This is a genomic window from Pseudoxanthomonas sp. G3, assembly GCF_057654715.1.
In genome coordinates, this window is sequence record NZ_CM172805.1 from 1,061,141 (window position 1) to 1,076,225 (window position 15,085).

General features: G+C 68.7%; 13 protein-coding genes and 2 pseudogenes. 5 read left to right on the plus strand and 10 right to left on the minus strand.

The genetic code is table 11. The annotated features are described in order from the left end of the window. Positions 1-10: 10 nt before the first annotated feature. Positions 11-499: a dihydrofolate reductase gene (locus AC23D6_RS04840; protein ID WP_487752573.1), complete on the plus strand. Its 489-nt coding sequence runs from the start codon at positions 11-13 to the stop codon at positions 497-499. Between the two features lie 94 nt (positions 500-593). On the opposite strand, the pseudogene AC23D6_RS04845 reads toward AC23D6_RS04840, so the two are convergent. From AC23D6_RS04845 to AC23D6_RS04885, 9 genes and pseudogenes are all read right to left on the minus strand, one after another. Then, positions 594-1,439: pseudogene (locus AC23D6_RS04845) on the minus strand (symmetrical bis(5'-nucleosyl)-tetraphosphatase); the annotation flags it as partial. A gap of 12 nt (positions 1,440-1,451) precedes the next feature. Continuing rightward, positions 1,452-1,832: a Co2+/Mg2+ efflux protein ApaG gene (gene apaG, locus AC23D6_RS04850; protein ID WP_271250466.1), complete on the minus strand. Its 381-nt coding sequence runs from the start codon at positions 1,830-1,832 to the stop codon at positions 1,452-1,454. Between the two features lie 56 nt (positions 1,833-1,888). Further along, entirely contained in the window at positions 1,889-2,674 is a 786-nt protein-coding gene (gene rsmA, locus AC23D6_RS04855) for a 16S rRNA (adenine(1518)-N(6)/adenine(1519)-N(6))-dimethyltransferase RsmA (RefSeq protein WP_487751688.1), read from the minus strand. Between the two features lie 78 nt (positions 2,675-2,752). Continuing rightward, the gene (gene pdxA, locus AC23D6_RS04860; RefSeq protein ID WP_487751689.1) at positions 2,753-3,739 is read right to left on the minus strand and encodes a 4-hydroxythreonine-4-phosphate dehydrogenase PdxA; all 987 of its coding nucleotides are present in this window, start codon (positions 3,737-3,739) and stop codon (positions 2,753-2,755) included. 19 nt (positions 3,740-3,758) lie between these two features. Then, positions 3,759-5,069, minus strand: a pseudogene (locus AC23D6_RS04865) (peptidylprolyl isomerase); the annotation flags it as partial. Further along, positions 5,066-7,534: an LPS assembly protein LptD gene (lptD, locus tag AC23D6_RS04870; protein ID WP_487751690.1), complete on the minus strand. Its 2,469-nt coding sequence runs from the start codon at positions 7,532-7,534 to the stop codon at positions 5,066-5,068. The pseudogene AC23D6_RS04865 and the gene lptD, both read right to left, overlap by 4 nt. A gap of 124 nt (positions 7,535-7,658) precedes the next feature. After that, entirely contained in the window at positions 7,659-8,567 is a 909-nt protein-coding gene (locus AC23D6_RS04875; protein WP_487751691.1) for a histone deacetylase family protein, read from the minus strand. A 4-nt stretch (positions 8,568-8,571) separates the two neighbouring features. Continuing rightward, positions 8,572-9,135 carry a cob(I)yrinic acid a,c-diamide adenosyltransferase gene (locus AC23D6_RS04880; protein WP_487751692.1) on the minus strand — a complete coding sequence of 188 codons (564 nt, stop codon included), beginning with the start codon at positions 9,133-9,135 and terminating at the stop codon, positions 8,572-8,574. Positions 9,136-9,152: 17 nt separating this feature from the next. Beyond that, positions 9,153-9,755, minus strand: coding sequence for a hypothetical protein (locus tag AC23D6_RS04885; protein ID WP_487751693.1), 603 nt, complete (start codon positions 9,753-9,755; stop codon positions 9,153-9,155). A gap of 98 nt (positions 9,756-9,853) precedes the next feature. Here AC23D6_RS04885 and ubiH point away from each other — a divergent pair, with 98 nt between their 5' ends. The 3 genes from ubiH to AC23D6_RS04900 all read left to right on the plus strand — a co-directional run bounded on the left by ubiH (position 9,854) and on the right by AC23D6_RS04900 (position 13,429). Beyond that, the gene (gene ubiH, locus AC23D6_RS04890) at positions 9,854-11,062 is read left to right on the plus strand and encodes a 2-octaprenyl-6-methoxyphenyl hydroxylase (RefSeq protein WP_487751694.1); all 1,209 of its coding nucleotides are present in this window, start codon (positions 9,854-9,856) and stop codon (positions 11,060-11,062) included. Beyond that, positions 11,059-12,246, plus strand: a complete 1,188-nt coding sequence (locus AC23D6_RS04895; RefSeq protein ID WP_487751695.1) for a UbiH/UbiF family hydroxylase — start codon at positions 11,059-11,061, stop codon at positions 12,244-12,246. The genes ubiH and AC23D6_RS04895 overlap by 4 nt, the downstream gene beginning before the upstream one ends. 61 nt (positions 12,247-12,307) lie before the next feature. Beyond that, positions 12,308-13,429 carry a Gfo/Idh/MocA family protein gene (locus AC23D6_RS04900; RefSeq protein ID WP_487751696.1) on the plus strand — a complete coding sequence of 374 codons (1,122 nt, stop codon included), beginning with the start codon at positions 12,308-12,310 and terminating at the stop codon, positions 13,427-13,429. A 6-nt stretch (positions 13,430-13,435) separates the two neighbouring features. Here the strand turns inward: AC23D6_RS04900 and AC23D6_RS04905 are convergent, their stop codons facing one another. Next, a complete protein-coding gene (locus AC23D6_RS04905) occupies positions 13,436-14,158 on the minus strand; it encodes a hypothetical protein (RefSeq protein WP_487751697.1) in 723 nt (240 codons plus the stop codon). A 147-nt stretch (positions 14,159-14,305) separates the two neighbouring features. Between AC23D6_RS04905 and AC23D6_RS04910 the strand changes: the two genes are divergently transcribed. Continuing rightward, positions 14,306-15,079 (plus strand): SGNH/GDSL hydrolase family protein, encoded by a 774-nt coding sequence (locus tag AC23D6_RS04910; protein ID WP_487751698.1) that lies wholly within the window; start codon positions 14,306-14,308, stop codon positions 15,077-15,079. Positions 15,080-15,085: the final 6 nt, after the last annotated feature.

Sequence of the window (15,085 nt, forward strand, 5' to 3'; positions counted from 1 at the left end):
GTGCCCGCGCATCTCGCTGATCGCCGCCCTCGATCGCCGTCGGGCCATCGGTCGCGACAACGATCTGCCGTGGCGCTTGCCGGACGACCTGAAACGCTTCAAGGCGCTGACGCTGGGCAAACCGGTGCTGATGGGGCGCAGGACCGCCGAATCCCTGGGGCGCGCGTTGCCAGGCCGCTTGAACCTGGTGCTGACGCGCCGTGGCACGGTGCCCTTCGAGGGCATGCAGGCCGTCGCGTCGGTGGACGAAGCCATCGCGATCGCCGATGCGCAGGGCGCGGACGAGCTGTGCGTGATCGGCGGCGGCGAAGTCTACGCGCTCACGCTGGACCGCGCCGATGTAATGCACCTCACGGAAGTCGACACCGACGTCGGGGATGCGCATGCATTCTTCCCGGCCTTCGATCCGGCCATCTGGCATGAGGTCGCCCGCGAACCCCATCCGGCGGATGCGAAGCACGCGCTGGCTTTCGACTTCGTCGAGTACCGACGCGTCTGACCGAACGTAGCGTGCGCCATGCGCACGACTGCGCGGTGCTGGGTCCATGCGATCGTGCGCACGGCGCACGGCGCACGCTACGCACTCAATCCTTCGGCAGTTCGCCCTTGGGTGGCGGCGGAACATCACGGCCCTGCACCTGCACCAGCCGGATCTCGTCGGTATCCAGCTGCAAGGCGGTCAGCTTGCCGCCCCAGACCGCACCGGTGTCGATCGCATGCACGCCGTGCCCGATCATCAGGCCGAGCGTGGACCAGTGGCCGCACACGATCTTGAGGTCGCGCTCGGCGCGGCCGGGGACTTCGTACCAGGGATACAGGCCCTGGGCCTGTCGGCCCGGCGCGCCTTTCTCTTCGATCGCCATGCGCCCGCGCGGCGTGCAGTAGCGCATGCGCGTGAGCACGTTGATGATGGCGCGCGAACGGTCGTGGCCGGACAGGTGCGGGGCCCAGTTCGGCTTGTCGCCGTACATGTTGCGGAACAGCTTGCGGTAGCCGTTGCCGTGCAGCTGCGCTTCCACTTCGCGCGCATGCTTCTCCGCGAGCGTGGTGGTCCACTTCGGCGCGAGCCCGGCGTGCACCATCATCCACCCCAGGTCGCGGTCCACGTGCAGCAGCTTCTGCAGGCGCAGCCAATCCAGCAGCGTGCGCGCATCTTCGGCGAGTACCACGCGCTGCAGGTCGGCATTGACCTTGCGCTGTTCGTCCGGCGAACGCTCGCCGATCGCGAGCAGCGACAGGTCATGGTTGCCCAGCACGACAACGCTGTGCTCGCGCAAGGAATGCACGAGGCGCAGCGTTTCCAGCGATTGTCCGCCGCGGTTCACCAGGTCGCCGCAGAACCACAGGCGGTCCTGCGCGGGATCGAAACGGATCTTCTCCAGCAGGCGCTGCGTGGCGTCGTAGCAGCCCTGGAGGTCGCCGATGGCCCAGACACTCATCGCGCCCGGGCCTCAGTGCAGGGTCCGCGGGACGGACAGGGTGAAGGCGGCGATGGGCGCGTCGAAGCGGGTGCCGTCGTCGGCGAGCATGTCGTAGCGTCCCTGCATGGTGCCGAGCGCGGTCTCGAGGACGGCGCCGGAGGTGTAGCGGAAATCCTCGCCCGGACGAAGCCACGGCTGCTCGCCCACCACGCCTTCGCCGTGCACTTCCTGCACCTTGCCGTTGGCGTCGGTAATGACCCAGTGACGACGCAGCAGCTGCGCGGGTACGCGGCCGCGGTTGTGGATGCGGATGGTGTACGCGAACACGTAACGGCCGTCTTCCGGCGCGGACTGGTCGTCCAGAAAGCGCGTGGCGACGTCGACATCGATGGCGTAGTCGGGGGAATCCATGCGTTCAGTGTATGCAATGGCACGTCAAAGCGGAAACAACGTCCGCTTCGACGGGATCACGTCGCGTCGGGCTGATTCGCCAGGCGGATGAAATCCTGCACGGGCACCTGTTCCGCGCGCAGCTCGGGGCGCAGGCCGGCCGCTTCGATCTGTTCGGCGCTGCAGGTACCGGACAGTGCGTTGCGGAGCGTTTTCCGGCGTTGGCCGAAGGCCGCGCGCACCACGTCGGCGAATCGCCGGTGGTCGTCGATGCCCACCTGGTCCGCCGCGCGCGGCACGAGCCGTGCCACGGCCGAATCCACTTTCGGTGGCGGGCGGAAAGCGCCCGGCGGCACCACGAACAGGCTGTCCACGCGGCAGTAGGCCTGCAGCATCACACTGAGCCGCCCGTACACCTTGCTGCCGGGCTCGGCGGCCATGCGATCGACGACTTCCTTCTGCAGCATGAAGACCATGTCGCGGATCGATGCGGCGTGTTCGATGGCATGGAACAGGATCGGCGAAGACAGGTTGTAGGGCAGGTTGCCGACCAGGCGCAGCGTCTCCTCGCCGGCGAGCTCGCCAAAATCCACGTCCAGCACGTCCTTGTGGATGATGGTCAGGCGTCCCACTCCCTCAGAGGCCTCCATCAGCGGGGTGATGAGGTCGCGGTCGAACTCGATGGCGGTCAGTTCGCCATGCTTGCGCAGCAGGGGGAAGGTGATGGCGCCCTGGCCCGGCCCGATCTCGACGAGACGGTCGCCCGGCTGCGGGTTCACCGCCATGACGATCTTCTCGATATAGCTACGGTCGGTCAGGAAGTGCTGGCCGAGGGACTTCTTGGGGGGGGCCTTGAAGGACATGGGGCGAGGAGTGAGTGTGGAGAAGTGAGAAGTGAGTGGGGCAGGCAGGGGAACAAAGGCTGGAGATTCGCTCACACCTCACTTCTCCTCGCTCACTCCTCGTGTAGACGCGATGCGAGCGCAGGTGGCCACGGCGGCGAACAGGCTGGACGGGTCGGCGATGCCCTTGCCCGCAAGCTCGAGCGCCGTGCCATGGTCGACGGCGACCCGAGGATAGGGCAGGCCCAGCGTCAGGTTCACCGCGTGCTCGAAGCCGCTGTACTTGAGCACCGGCAGGCCCTGGTCGTGGTACATCGCCACCACCGCGTCGAAGCCGCGCAGCTTCTGCGGCAGGAAGGCGGTATCCGCGGGCAACGGGCCGACCAGTTCCATCCCTTCCGCCCTCAGGGCGTGCAGGACGGGCTCGATGACCTCGATCTCTTCGCGCCCCAGGTGGCCGGCTTCGCCTGCGTGCGGGTTGAGGCCGAGCACGGCGAGGGTGGGGCGGGCGATACCGAAGTCATGGCGTAGCGCGCGGTCGGTGATACGCAGCACCTCTTCCAGCGTGGTGGCCGAGACAGCATCCGGCACAGCGCGCAGCGGGAGGTGCGTAGTGGCCAGCGCCACGCGGACGATCTCGTTGGCGAGCATCATCACCACGGGCCGGCCCGCTTGTTCGGCCAGCAATTCGGTCGTGCCGCTGTAGGCGATGCCGCCGGCGTTGATCGCGGCCTTGTGCACCGGGCCGGTGACGACACCGTCGAGTTCGCCGGCCAGGCAAGCGCCGGCGGCTAGCGTCAGGGCCTCGATGACGGCGCGCGCATTACGCGGATCGGTGTGTCCGAAGGTCGTCGGTGCCGCATGGGGGACCGACCGCAGTCTCAGGTCGCCGGGGCGCGTGGCGACGGCGTCTTCATCGATCAGTTGTAGCGGCAATCCCAAGGCCTTGGCCGCCGACGCGAGCGTGGTCGCGTCGGCGAAGGCGAGCAGGGTGCAGTCGGTGCGCGGCTGCTGGGCCAGCCGGACGCAGAGCTCCGGACCGATGCCCGCCGGCTCGCCCGGCACCAAGGCGAGCCGGGGTAGCATGTCAGCCGCCCGGGGTAGTCTCGGCGCGGTCGCCGCTGCGGACACTGACGTAGGCTTCGCCGCGCAGTTCCTGCAGGTAACGGTTGTACTCGTCCTCGGCTTTGCGGCGGCCGATGGTCTCGCGGACCTGGGCGCGGCGGTTCTGGTCGGTGACGTCGGTCTGGCGTGTTTCCACGCGCTGCACGATGTGCCAGCCGGCATCGGTGCGGAACGGCGCGCTGACCTGTCCGTCCTGCAGGCCGGTGACCTGCTGGCCGAACGCCGGACCGAACGCGTCAGCCGGGAACCAACCCAGGTCGCCGCCGTCGTCGCGGCTGTTGGCGTCCTCGGTGGACTCCTTCGCGACGGTGGCGAAGTCCGCACCGCCGGCGATGCGCGCGCGCAGGGTATCGATCTTGGCCTTCGCCGCGGCCACATCCTGCGTAGGCGTGATGCGGACCAGAATGTGGCGGGCGTGGTATTCGGTGACGTTACGCTTCTCGGCCTGAGCGGCGTCGCGCACTTCCACCAGCTTGAGCAGCTGAAAGCCGCTGGGGCCGCGCAGCGGGCCGACCACCTGGCCCGGGGTCATGCCCTTGAGCAGGTCGGCGAAGGCGGTGGGGATTTCGTCGACGCTGCGCCAGCCCAGGTCGCCTCCTTCCAACGCGTTCGGGCTGTCGGAATACCGGACGGCGGCGGCGGAGAAGTCCAGTTCGCCTTTGTCGATCAACGCCTTGATGCCATCGACCTTGCCCTTGCCCGTGCTGATTTGCTCGGCGCTGGCGCCATCGGGCAAGCCCACCAAAATGTGGGCCAGGTGATATTGCGTGCCGCTGGCAGCCTGAGCGGCGATCGCGGCATCCACTTCGCCCTCACTCACCTGTACGCGGCTCTGCGCATAACTCTGGCGCAGGCGCTGAATGGTGATCTCGTCGCGCAGGGAATTGCGGAACTCGGCGAACGACATACCGTCGGCCTCGAGTCGCTGACGCAGGCCATCCGGCGTGGTGCCGTTCTGCTGGGCGACCGCATTGACGGCATTGTTGAGCTCGGCGTCGCCAATGCGGATGCCACTTTCGGCCGCACGCGCCACCTGCAGCTTCACCAGTACCAGGCGCTCCAGCACCTGCCGCTCCAGCACCGCGCGCGGGGGCAGTTGGCCTGGCTGGCTGGCGTACTGACTGATCACGTTCTGCACGGCGCGATCGAGCTCGCTCTGCAGCACCACGTCTTCATTGACGACCGCGGCGATACGGTCCAGCGGCTGCAGGCTCTGCGCCAGCACCGGCGTGACGGCCGTGGAGAGAGCCAGCAGGCTGGCGACCAGGAGGCGGGACATCGGCTTCTTCATGGAATCGGATCCGGAGCGTAAGAGGTATCGTCCGGTCGCTGCGCGATATTGCTAGGCGGGACGAGATAGAGGTCGTCTCGGTAATAGCCGAGGATAGCACGGCGCAGGGTGCGCTCCGTGTCCTGGCCAGCCGAGCCCAGGCCCTTCAGGACGAACTCGACCTGGAAGCCCGTGTTCATGTCGCCTTCGCGATTGCGCACGTAGCGGCGTACCAGCGCACGCACGGCGAGGCAGCAGCTGTCCCACTGCACGCCGGCGACGCCTTCCAGCAAGCCGGGCTCCTGGTCGGTGGCCGCATCGCGATAGAACGAATGGTAGTAGCGGCCCACCACGCTCCAGGACGGCGTGACCGGGTACAGGAACGAGAAGTCCGCCTGTTCCAGCAGGTCGCGGCGGCGCCGGTAGGTGATGTTGACCACGCCGTCGTCCGGCAGCAGGTAGCGGGCACGGACACTGGCCAGATCTTCGCGGCGGAACTTCGGGTCCCACTGATAGGAGGCGCCGATGGTCCAGCGATCGGTCGGAGCGTAGTTGGCATCCACGACCCACGCCGACTTGCCCTTTTCCAGCGGCACTTCGCCGGGCAGGACGACGCGGCTGTCGTCGAAATAGCGGATCTGCCCGATGCTGGCAGACAGACGTTCGAAACCGTCCTTCTGCCGCAGCAGGCGGGTGGACAGCGCCAGCGTCAGCTGGTTGGCGTCGGTCTGGCGGTCGGGGCCGGTGTAGCGGTTGTCGCGGAACAGCTGGCCGTAACTGAAGTTGAAGGGGCGGGTGTCGAAGATCGGCAGACCGTCCTGTTCGCGGTAGGGCGCCTTCAGGTAGAACAGCCGCGGCTCCAGCGTCTGCAGGAAGCGGTCGCCCTTGATCTCGGTTTCGCGATCGAAATACACGCCCGCGTCCAGCGATCCGATCGGCAGGCTGCGGCTGGGCGAGCGATCGTAGAACTCGGCGATCTGCGCCGCGCTCACGGGCTGATCCGCCGGAATGCCGTAAGCGGCGCGCGCCCGAGTTATTGCCGTGGTCTGGGCCAGTTCGCCGTCGAGGCGATATTCGGTATGCCGATAGGCCAGGGTCGGCGTTACGTACCAGGCGGCACCCTGCAGCGGGAAGGAGATCGTCGGCTTGATGTCCAGCCGGCTGCCCCCGGGGTGCTCGTCGTGCTGGAACTTCACCGCTTCGGCATGTCCACCCACGCTGATCCAGCGGCTCAATGGCTGGTTCCAGTTGAAGTACGCACGCGGCAGGCGATTGTAGGGAAGAGACGCTTCGGTGCTGAGGTAGTCGGAGAGCTGCCAGTGGTCGGCCATCAGGCCGGCGCTCCAGTATTCGCCGGCGCCGTACACGCCGGCGGTACTCGTCACCGAGGAATATGCCTGCCCGTACAGCGAATTGCCGAAATCTTCCTGGTAGCGCGCGTCGCTCAGCCATATGAGGTTGGCGCGGGCCTGCCAGTTCCGGGAGAAACGGTGCTCGCCCTCGAACGCGAAGAAGCCGCGGCCATCGTCGGGATCGGGGTTGTTCGGATTGAACGGATCGTAGTCCGTTTCGTTCATGCGGTCGCTGACCAGATCGTCCTTGGTCATCCAGGTGCCCTGGATCTCGCCGCGTCCCTTCTCGTACAGATAGCGGAACTCAGCGCCCATCTGGAACCCGCGCTCGCTCATGTAGCGCGGCTCCAGCGTCGCGTCGTAGTTCGGCGCCAGGTTGAGGTAGATCGGCTGCTTCCAGTCGAAGCCGTTGCGGCCCGACAGACCGACCGCCGGATACAGCAGGCCGGTGTGCCGCTGGTCGTCGATCGGGAACTTCAGGTACGGCACGTACAGCACCGGAACCTTGCCCAGGCGGATGGTCGCGCCGCGCGCCACGCCCCAGCCATCGTCGGTATTGATGTCGATGCGGCGCGAGCGCAGTTCCCAGCGGCGGTCCCGGGGGTCGCAGGTGGAATAGGTGGAGTGCTGCAGGCTGCCTTCGGCGCCCTTCATGTCGATGCGGTCGGCGCCACCGTTGCCGCGACGCGACACCAGCTGATAGCGCACGTTGTCGATCTGGTGGGAATCCGCGCCCTGGTCGCCGCGCGCGCTGTCGGCGATGAGGCGGATGCCGGCGTCCTGGTAACGGATGTGGCCGTCGGCGACGTAGGTGTCCTTCTCCTGGTCGTACTTCAGGTTGTCGGCGCCGAGGAATTGGTCGCCGCGGACCAGTTGGACCGCACCGCTGTACTCGGGGTTGGCCTCGGTGCCCGACAACTGGTCGCCCTCGATCGAGGTGGGTTGCTCGGCGCGCTGCTCGCGCTGTACCTGGGCACTGCCGCCCGCCCCGGGCTGGGGCGCCTCGCTGAAGACCGGGATCACGTCCTGGACCGGGCACAAGGCCCAGCTTTCGGGCTTCTCATCGTCGGCCAGTGCGGGCAGGCACAGGGCGATGCTGAAGGGCAACGGGAGCAGGCGGAGGACAGGACGCACGCGGTGCTGGGCTCGCTGACGGGAAAAACGCCCGTTAGCTTGCCCCATCCCCTGCATGCGGGCAATGAAGGCTGTCGGGTCGGCGTAGGTCGGGGTTCAGCGAGCCTGAAAGCGCCAGCGGATGTCAGCGCAGTTCGTCGACATGGACGGCCACCGAGTCGCGCAACGCATCCAGGTCGTAGCCGCCCTCCAGCATGGACACTACGCGTCCGCCGGCATGGCGCTGCGCCAGCGTACGCAGCTGACGGGTCAGCCAGCCGAAGTCCTCGGTCTCCAGCATCAGGTCGGCCAGCGGGTCCCGCATGTGCGCGTCGAAGCCAGCGGAGATCAGCAGCAACTGCGGTTTGAAATCGTCCAGCGCGGGCAGCAGGTCGTCCGCCCAGGTGTTCTGGAAGCGGAAGCCCCCGCTGCCCGGCGGCAGCAGCGCGTTGAACACGTTGCCCGCACCACGCTCGTAAGGCGCGCCGCTATGCGGATAGATGCCGGACTCATGGCTGCTGAAGTAGGCCACGCGGGGGTCGTTGTAGAAGATCGCCTGGGTGCCGTTGCCGTGGTGGACATCGAAATCCACCACCGCCACACGCTCCAGCCCGTGCCGGTCGCGCGCATAGGCGGCGGCCACGGCGATGTTGTTGAACAGGCAGAAGCCCATGGCGGTGCCGCTGGTGGCGTGGTGGCCGGGCGGGCGAACCGCGCAGAACGCGGTGGCCGATTCGCCATTCATCACCGCATCGACGGCCGCGACACCCGCGCCCGCGGCCCGCAGTGCCGCTGCGGGCGAGGCCGCGCACAGGACCGTGTCGGGGTCCAGCATCCGGTAGCCGGCCACGTCCGCGTCCAGCACATCGTTCACCAGGGCCTCGTCGTGCACCCGCCGCAGGTCGCCGAGCTTGGCGATCGGCGCCTCGCGCCATTCGACATCGCCGTGTTCGCGGCGGAGGACCTCCAGCACCACTTCGAGGCGGGCCGGCCGCTCCGGATGTTCGGGTCCGGGATCGTGGGCCAGGCACGCGGGGTGGGTGAAGATGATCACGGGGTCAGCGCGGAACGTGCCGCCGTTCGTGCTTCCAGAGCACCTCGCCATGGCCGTCGGCGCGCGCCAGCACACGGGCCAGCACGAACAGCAGGTCGGACAGTCGATTGAGGTAGCGGATCGCCTCCGGCCGCACGGCATCGTGCCGGGCCAGGGTAACGGTCTCGCGTTCGGCGCGGCGCACGATGGTGCGCGCCAGGTGGCAGCGCGAGGCCGCCTCGCCGCCTGCCGGCAGGATGAAATCCTTCAGCGGCGGCAGGTCGTCGTTGTAATGGTCCAGCTGCCGCTCGAGCGCATCCACGTCGTCGCCACTGATCGCGGCATGGCCGGGGATGCAGAGTTCTCCGCCGAGGTCGAAGAGCTGGTGCTGCACCGTGGTCAGCAGCGCGCGGATGTCGTCCGCCACGCTGGGGACGGCCAGCAACACCCCGATCGCCGAATTGGCTTCGTCCACCGTGCCGTAGGCGGTGACGCGCGCGGAGTCCTTGCCCACGCGCGTGCCGTCGCCCAGGCCGGTGCTGCCGTCATCGCCGGTGCGGGTGTAGATCTTCGAGAGGCGGTTGCCCATCGTCCGGCCGGGAGCGGTCAGTCGGCCGTGCGGCCGTGCGGCTTGGCCAGGCGCGACACTTGCTCGACCATCACATGCACGATGACGGCCAGGCCCACGTAGATCGCGGCCACACGCAGGTAGGGCAGGTACCAGTCAGTGAAGTTCTTCCACCAGCCGGCGAAGGTCGGCTCGCTGACCACCGGGCTCAGCCAGTAGAAGCTGCCCTGGCTCAGCAGGTGGCAGGCGGTGACCGAGGCCAGCAGGCTTCCCACGAGCAGCGCCAGCGTGCGGCCGGGCTGCGCGGTCTGGAAGCGGCGCACCAGGGTGCCGCCCATCCACATCGCCAGGTAGGCCGGCACCAGGAACCAGTAGGCGGCCGACACGCAGTAATGCGTCCAGAAGTCGATGCCCTGACCACTGATGACCACGTAGTCGACCGCGACCGCCATCGCCATGAACAGCGGAAAGGCCCAGCGCGACGAGTTGCGCAGGTAGTAGCCGCCGATGAAGAACGCCGCCCAGCTCGCATCCGGCAGCGGTCCGATATGGCCGAACGCGGTGGGCAGGTGGAGGCGGGTGAGGACCAGCAGGGCGGCGACCAGCGCCAGGACGATGGCGCGTTGCGAAGTGGTATTCATCAGGCACGGTTCCGGAGACTCAGTCCCGCATTCTACCGGAGCCGGCGCGCGCCTGGCCGCCGGGTGGGGCGCACGAAGCAGGGCGCTATCATGACGGGATGACAGATCGGCATGACGTAGTGATCGTGGGCGGGGGGCTGGTGGGTGCCAGCCTCGCGATTGCCCTGGACCGGCAGGGACTGGACGTGGGGCTAGTGGAAGCGGCGCCCGCAGGCCAGATGCCAGCGGTGTTCGACCAGCGCAACCTCAGCTTCGCCGCCGCCACCGTCAATGCGCTGGACGCGCTCGGGATCATGGCGCGCCTGCGAGCCCCGACGGGCCCGATCCGCCGCATCCACATCAGTCGCGAGGGCGACTTCGGCCGCGTGCGGCTCGCCGCCGCCGACTACGGGCGAGAGGCGTTCGGCCAGGTGGTCGTCGCGCGGGACTTCGGCGAGGCCCTCGAGGCGGGCCTCCAGGCGCTGCGTGGACTGACCCGCTACCGGCCCGCGCGGTTCGTCGGCCTCGGCGACGCAGCCGACGGCCATCGCCTCGTCCACATCGTTGCGGGCGACGAGACGCGCGAGCTGCAGGCCCGCCTGGTGGTCGCCGCCGACGGCACCCACAGCAGCGTGCGCGAGGCGCTGGGCATCGCCGCCGACACGCACGATTACGGGCAAACCTTGTTCGTCGCCCGCGTGCGCGCCGAGCGGGCGCCTGACGGCACGGCGTACGAGCGTTTCCGCGAAGACGGTCCCACGGCGTTGTTGCCGCGCGGGGATCGCCATTGGGGCGTGGTGCATGGCGTGCAGCAGGCACACGCCGAGGCGGTGGCCGCCCTGGACGATGCGGCCTGGCTGCGGCGCCTGCAGCAGCACGTGGGCTGGCGCATCGGTCGCCTGCTCGACAGCGGCGAGCGCAGTGCATACCCGATGACGCGCGTGGTGGCGCAGCGCCTGGTCGCCGAGCGCGCGGTCCTGTTGGGCAACGCCGCGCAGACGATCCACCCGATCGGCGCGCAGGGCTTCAACCTGGGCCTGCGCGATGCGCTCACACTGGCCGAGGAAATCGCACGCACAGACGACCCCGGTGACCCCGGCGCGCTCGCGGCGCACGCCGCGCGCCGGCAGGAAGACCGCGACCGCACGCTGGCCTTCTCCGATGGCCTGGCGCGATTGACCTCCAATTCCTCACCGCTGTTGCGGCCGTTGCGCAGCCTGGGCCTGGCAGCGGTGGATGCGAATGCATCGCTGCAAGCGTTCCTCGTTGGCGGTGCGATGGGCTTCCGCGGCGATGTGCCGGCGCTCTGCCGCGGGGAGGCTGCATGAAGCGTCGCGGGCAGATCGATGTCGCCGTGGTCGGCGGCGGGGTGGTCGGCGCGGCCTGCGCCCTAGTGCTGGCCCGCGAAGGGCTGCAGGTCGCGATGATCGAAGGACGGGAACCGCTTCGCTGGTCGCGCGAGACCCCGGACCTGCGCGTCTACGCCTTCGCGCCCGACAACGCCGCACTGCTCGACGCGGCCGGCGCATGGGCCAGTGTGCGCGATGCGCGCGCCCACGCTTATCGCCGCATGCGGGTGTGGGACGCGGCCGGTGGCGACGAACTCCGTTTCGATGCCGATGCGCTCGGCCGCACCCAGTTGGGCTGGATCGTCGAGAACGCGCTGCTTGTCGACCGCCTGTGGGCGGCGCTGCCGGCGGCGGGTGTCGACGTCCGCTGCCCGGCGCGCGTGGAGGCGATGGAGCAGGATGCCGACGGCGTCGTCCTGCGCCTGGACGACGGCACGCGGCTCGATACGCGCCTGGCGGTGGCCGCCGATGGCGCCGATTCCACCCTGCGTCGCCTCGCAGGCCTGGAGGTGAGTGGGCGCGATTACGCGCAGCGCGGCGTGGTCGCCTTCGTCCGTACCGAGCGACCGCATGAAGACACGGCATGGCAACGCTTCCTGCCGACCGGGCCGCTGGCGTTCCTGCCCTTCACGGACGGGCTGAGCTCCATCGTCTGGACCTTGCCCGATGACGAGGCCGCCCGCCTGCTGGCGGTCGGCGACGCGCGCTTCGGTCTTGAGCTGACCCAGGCGGTGGCCGGGCAACTGGGCGAAGTAACGCCGGCGTCGCCGCGCGCCGTATTCCCGTTGAAGAGGCAACTGGCAAAGACCTATGTCGCAGGCCGCGTCATCGTGGCGGGCGACGCCGCGCACGTGGTCCATCCGCTGGCGGGCCAAGGCGTCAACCTCGGCCTGCGCGACGTGGCGGCGCTGCGTGACGGCATCCGGGCCGCTGTCGCCAAACGCGTGGACTGGGACGCGCCGCACCGGTTGGAACGCTGGGCGCGGCAGCGCCGCAGCGAGAACGCGACGGCCGCGCATGCCTTCGACGGCATCAACCGGCTCTTCTCCAACGACGAGATGCATGTGACGTTGCTGCGGGGCCCGTTGCTCGGCCTCGCCGGCAAACTGCCGCCGCTGGTGGATTTCTTTTGGCGCCACGCCGCCGGGCAACGGGCACGCTGACGCCGTCCGCACGCCGCTTGCGTTAGCCTCAGGGCGGTTCCCCCCGCCCGAGGTCTGCGCGATGAGCGTTTTGCCTGTCCTTCCTGATCCGTCGCGGCGCCGCTTGCTGGGCGCACTCGGCGCTGCCGGCGTCGCCGGCCTAATGCCCGTCGCGCGAGCGACCTCGCGCCGCCTGGGCGTCGCGTTGATCGGGCTCGGGTACTACAGTCGCGACCTGCTCGCGCCAGCCCTGCAGATGACGCAACACTGCCGCTTGGCCGGCATCGTCACCGGCACGCCGGAGAAGGCGGACGAATGGCAGCGTCGTTACCGTATCCCCGACCGCAATGTCTACGACTACGACGATTTCGACCGCATCGCCGACAACCCGGACATCGACGTGGTGTACGTCGTCCTGCCGAACCACCTGCATAAACCGTTCACCCTGCGCGCGGCGGCCGCCGGCAAACACGTCTGGTGCGAAAAGCCGATGGCGATGGATGCGAAGGAAGCGCAGGCGATGATCGAGGCCTGCCATCGCCATCGCGTGCAGCTGACCATCGGCTATCGCATGCAGCACGAGCCCAATACACAGGCCGTCATGGCGCTGGCGAAGACGCGGCCGTTCGGGCGCCTGCAGCGCCTCCGCGCCGAGGCGGGGTTCCACGGTTTCGACAAGGTCACCGGCGATGCCTGGCGCCTGGACCCCGCGCGCGGCGGCGGCGCGATGTACGACATGGGCGTGTATGCGCTGAATGCCGCACGCTACACGACCGGTGCCGAACCACTGGCGGTCACGGCCACGCAGGAAGTGCATCGGCCGGAGATCTTCCGTGGCGTCGACGAGGCGATGCGCTTCCAACTCGAATTCCCCGACGGGGTCGTGGCGGAGTGCGCCACCAGCTTCGGCCGCAACCTGAACGTGTTGCGCGCCGAATGCGCGCAGGGCTGGTATGAACTGTCGCCATTCCAGGCGTACGAAGGCGTTCGTGGCGAAGCCAGCGATGGGCGTCGCTTCGACGCGGTCATCGGCGCGACGCCGGCCCAGCAGGCGCGGCAGATGGATGCCGACGCACGGGCCATCCTCGAACGACGCGCGCCGCGCGTGCCGGGCGAGGAAGGCCTGCGCGACATGCGCGCCCTGGATGCGATCTTCGCGTCGGCGCGCGCCGGTGGAACGCGGGTCGAGATCTTGCCCGCTTGACGGGGCTCAGCCCGGGATAAAGGGGAACACGATCTTCAGCAGGCCCTTCAATCCGCCTTCGGCGGTGCTGGCGACGGCTTTCGCGCCCAGACTGTTGAGGGCATTGCGCGCGTCCTGCCAGCGCAGCTTGCTGACATCCTTCTTGAGCAGGTCGGCCACTTCCTCGGCGGTCGGGGTCAGCTTCTTCAGCTCCGCCACGACGGCCGCCGGATCGGGTTGCAGATAGCCCCAGCGTTCGGCGATGGCGAGCAGGGTGTCGAAGCGCACCGCAACGACTTCCCGGTTGCGTTCGTACACCGGCAGCGCGCCGACATCGAGGATGGCCTGCTCGAACTGCTGGTGATCGTCCGGATGCTCGATGCGGATGGCGAGGAAGCCGTCCTTCCGGCTGCGCTCGCTGACATGCTTGGCGCCTGCCTTTAGGTTGGCCTCGGTCAGGACGGTGGCGGCGATGCGTTGCAGCGCCGCGTCGCGCTCTTCCGGCACGAGTGCGCGCCAGCGGGCGTAGCCGTCGCGGCGCAGCGCCTTGACCTTGGCCGGCGTGACGCGCAGCTTGCCGGCGACGGTGAAGTTGGATTCGTCGCGTCCGATGGCGCCGTCGCGCTCCAGCAGTACGAAGATCAGCAGTTCCAGGTCGCGCTTGGTCAGCGACTGGAACCCCTGCAACAGGGTCAGGCGCAGGAACTCGTTGCCGAAGCCGGCAGGGTCCTGGAGGGAAAGGGGATTCATGGCGCTCCTTTGCTGTCGGGCCAGTATGTCCGGGCCGGATTGCAGGGACTGAGACTACCCGATCGCATGCCGTCGCCGGCGGCCCGGCGGGTGCCGCGGCGCGTCGGATCGCGTAGGGTACGCCAGCCCCCTCGCCGGAACGCCGCCATGCATGTCCTCCACTGCGCTCTGCTGCTCGCCCCTTTGCTGGCCGCCGCGGCCGACCGGGCCGAAATGCAGGCACCCGCGGTGGATCCGGACTATGTCGCTCCCGCGGCATCGCTGGCGCCCGAGCGCGTGCAGGTCCTGCAGCAACGTCTGCTCGACTGGCCCGGCCTGGGGCGCTATCGGGAAGACAATGCCCGCTTGGCCGCCAATGAGGCGGGCCGCGTGGTGTTCTACGGGGATTCCATCACCGACGGCTGGGGACGCGTGACGGGTACGTCGTTCTTCCCGGGCAAGCCGTACGTCAACCGGGGCATTTCCGGGCAGACGACGGCGCAGATGCTGGTGCGCTTCCGCCAGGACGTGATCGCACTGAACCCGGATGCGGTGGTGATCCTGGCGGGGACGAACGATATCGCCGGGAACACCGGGCCGGCGACGCAGCAGATGATCGAGGACAATCTACGCTCGATGACGGAGCTGGCGCAGGCGCACGGCATCCGTGTGGTGCTGGCGTCCGTGCTGCCCGCCAGCGCCTATCCCTGGCGCCCGGGCTATCGGCCGGCGGCGCCGATCAGGGCGCTCAACCGGTGGATCGAATCGTATGCGCGCGAGTCGGGGGCCGTGTACCTGGACTATCACCGCGCCATGGCCAATGCCGACGGGGGACTGGATGCACGATTGGCCGCGGATGGCGTGCATCCGACGCCCGCGGGCTACGCGGTGATGGCGCCCTTGGCGCAACGTGCGATCGAGGAGGCGCTCGGGCGCAAGTGAGCGATC

Excerpts from the sequence above, each read along its gene's own strand:
- pdxA (WP_487751689.1), bottom strand. The coding sequence starts at position 3,739 with ATGCTACCCCGGCTCGCCTTGGTGCCGGGCGAGCCGGCGGGCATCGGT.
- rsmA (WP_487751688.1), bottom strand. The coding sequence starts at position 2,674 with ATGTCCTTCAAGGCCCCCCCCAAGAAGTCCCTCGGCCAGCACTTCCTG.
- AC23D6_RS04895 (WP_487751695.1), top strand. The coding sequence starts at position 11,059 with ATGAAGCGTCGCGGGCAGATCGATGTCGCCGTGGTCGGCGGCGGGGTG.
- ubiH (WP_487751694.1), top strand. The coding sequence starts at position 9,854 with ATGACAGATCGGCATGACGTAGTGATCGTGGGCGGGGGGCTGGTGGGT.
- AC23D6_RS04900 (WP_487751696.1), top strand. The coding sequence starts at position 12,308 with ATGAGCGTTTTGCCTGTCCTTCCTGATCCGTCGCGGCGCCGCTTGCTG.
- AC23D6_RS04880 (WP_487751692.1), bottom strand. The coding sequence starts at position 9,135 with ATGGGCAACCGCCTCTCGAAGATCTACACCCGCACCGGCGATGACGGC.
- AC23D6_RS04910 (WP_487751698.1), top strand. The coding sequence starts at position 14,306 with ATGCATGTCCTCCACTGCGCTCTGCTGCTCGCCCCTTTGCTGGCCGCC.
- AC23D6_RS04885 (WP_487751693.1), bottom strand. The coding sequence starts at position 9,755 with ATGAATACCACTTCGCAACGCGCCATCGTCCTGGCGCTGGTCGCCGCC.
- apaG (WP_271250466.1), bottom strand. The coding sequence starts at position 1,832 with ATGGATTCCCCCGACTACGCCATCGATGTCGACGTCGCCACGCGCTTT.
- AC23D6_RS04905 (WP_487751697.1), bottom strand. The coding sequence starts at position 14,158 with ATGAATCCCCTTTCCCTCCAGGACCCTGCCGGCTTCGGCAACGAGTTC.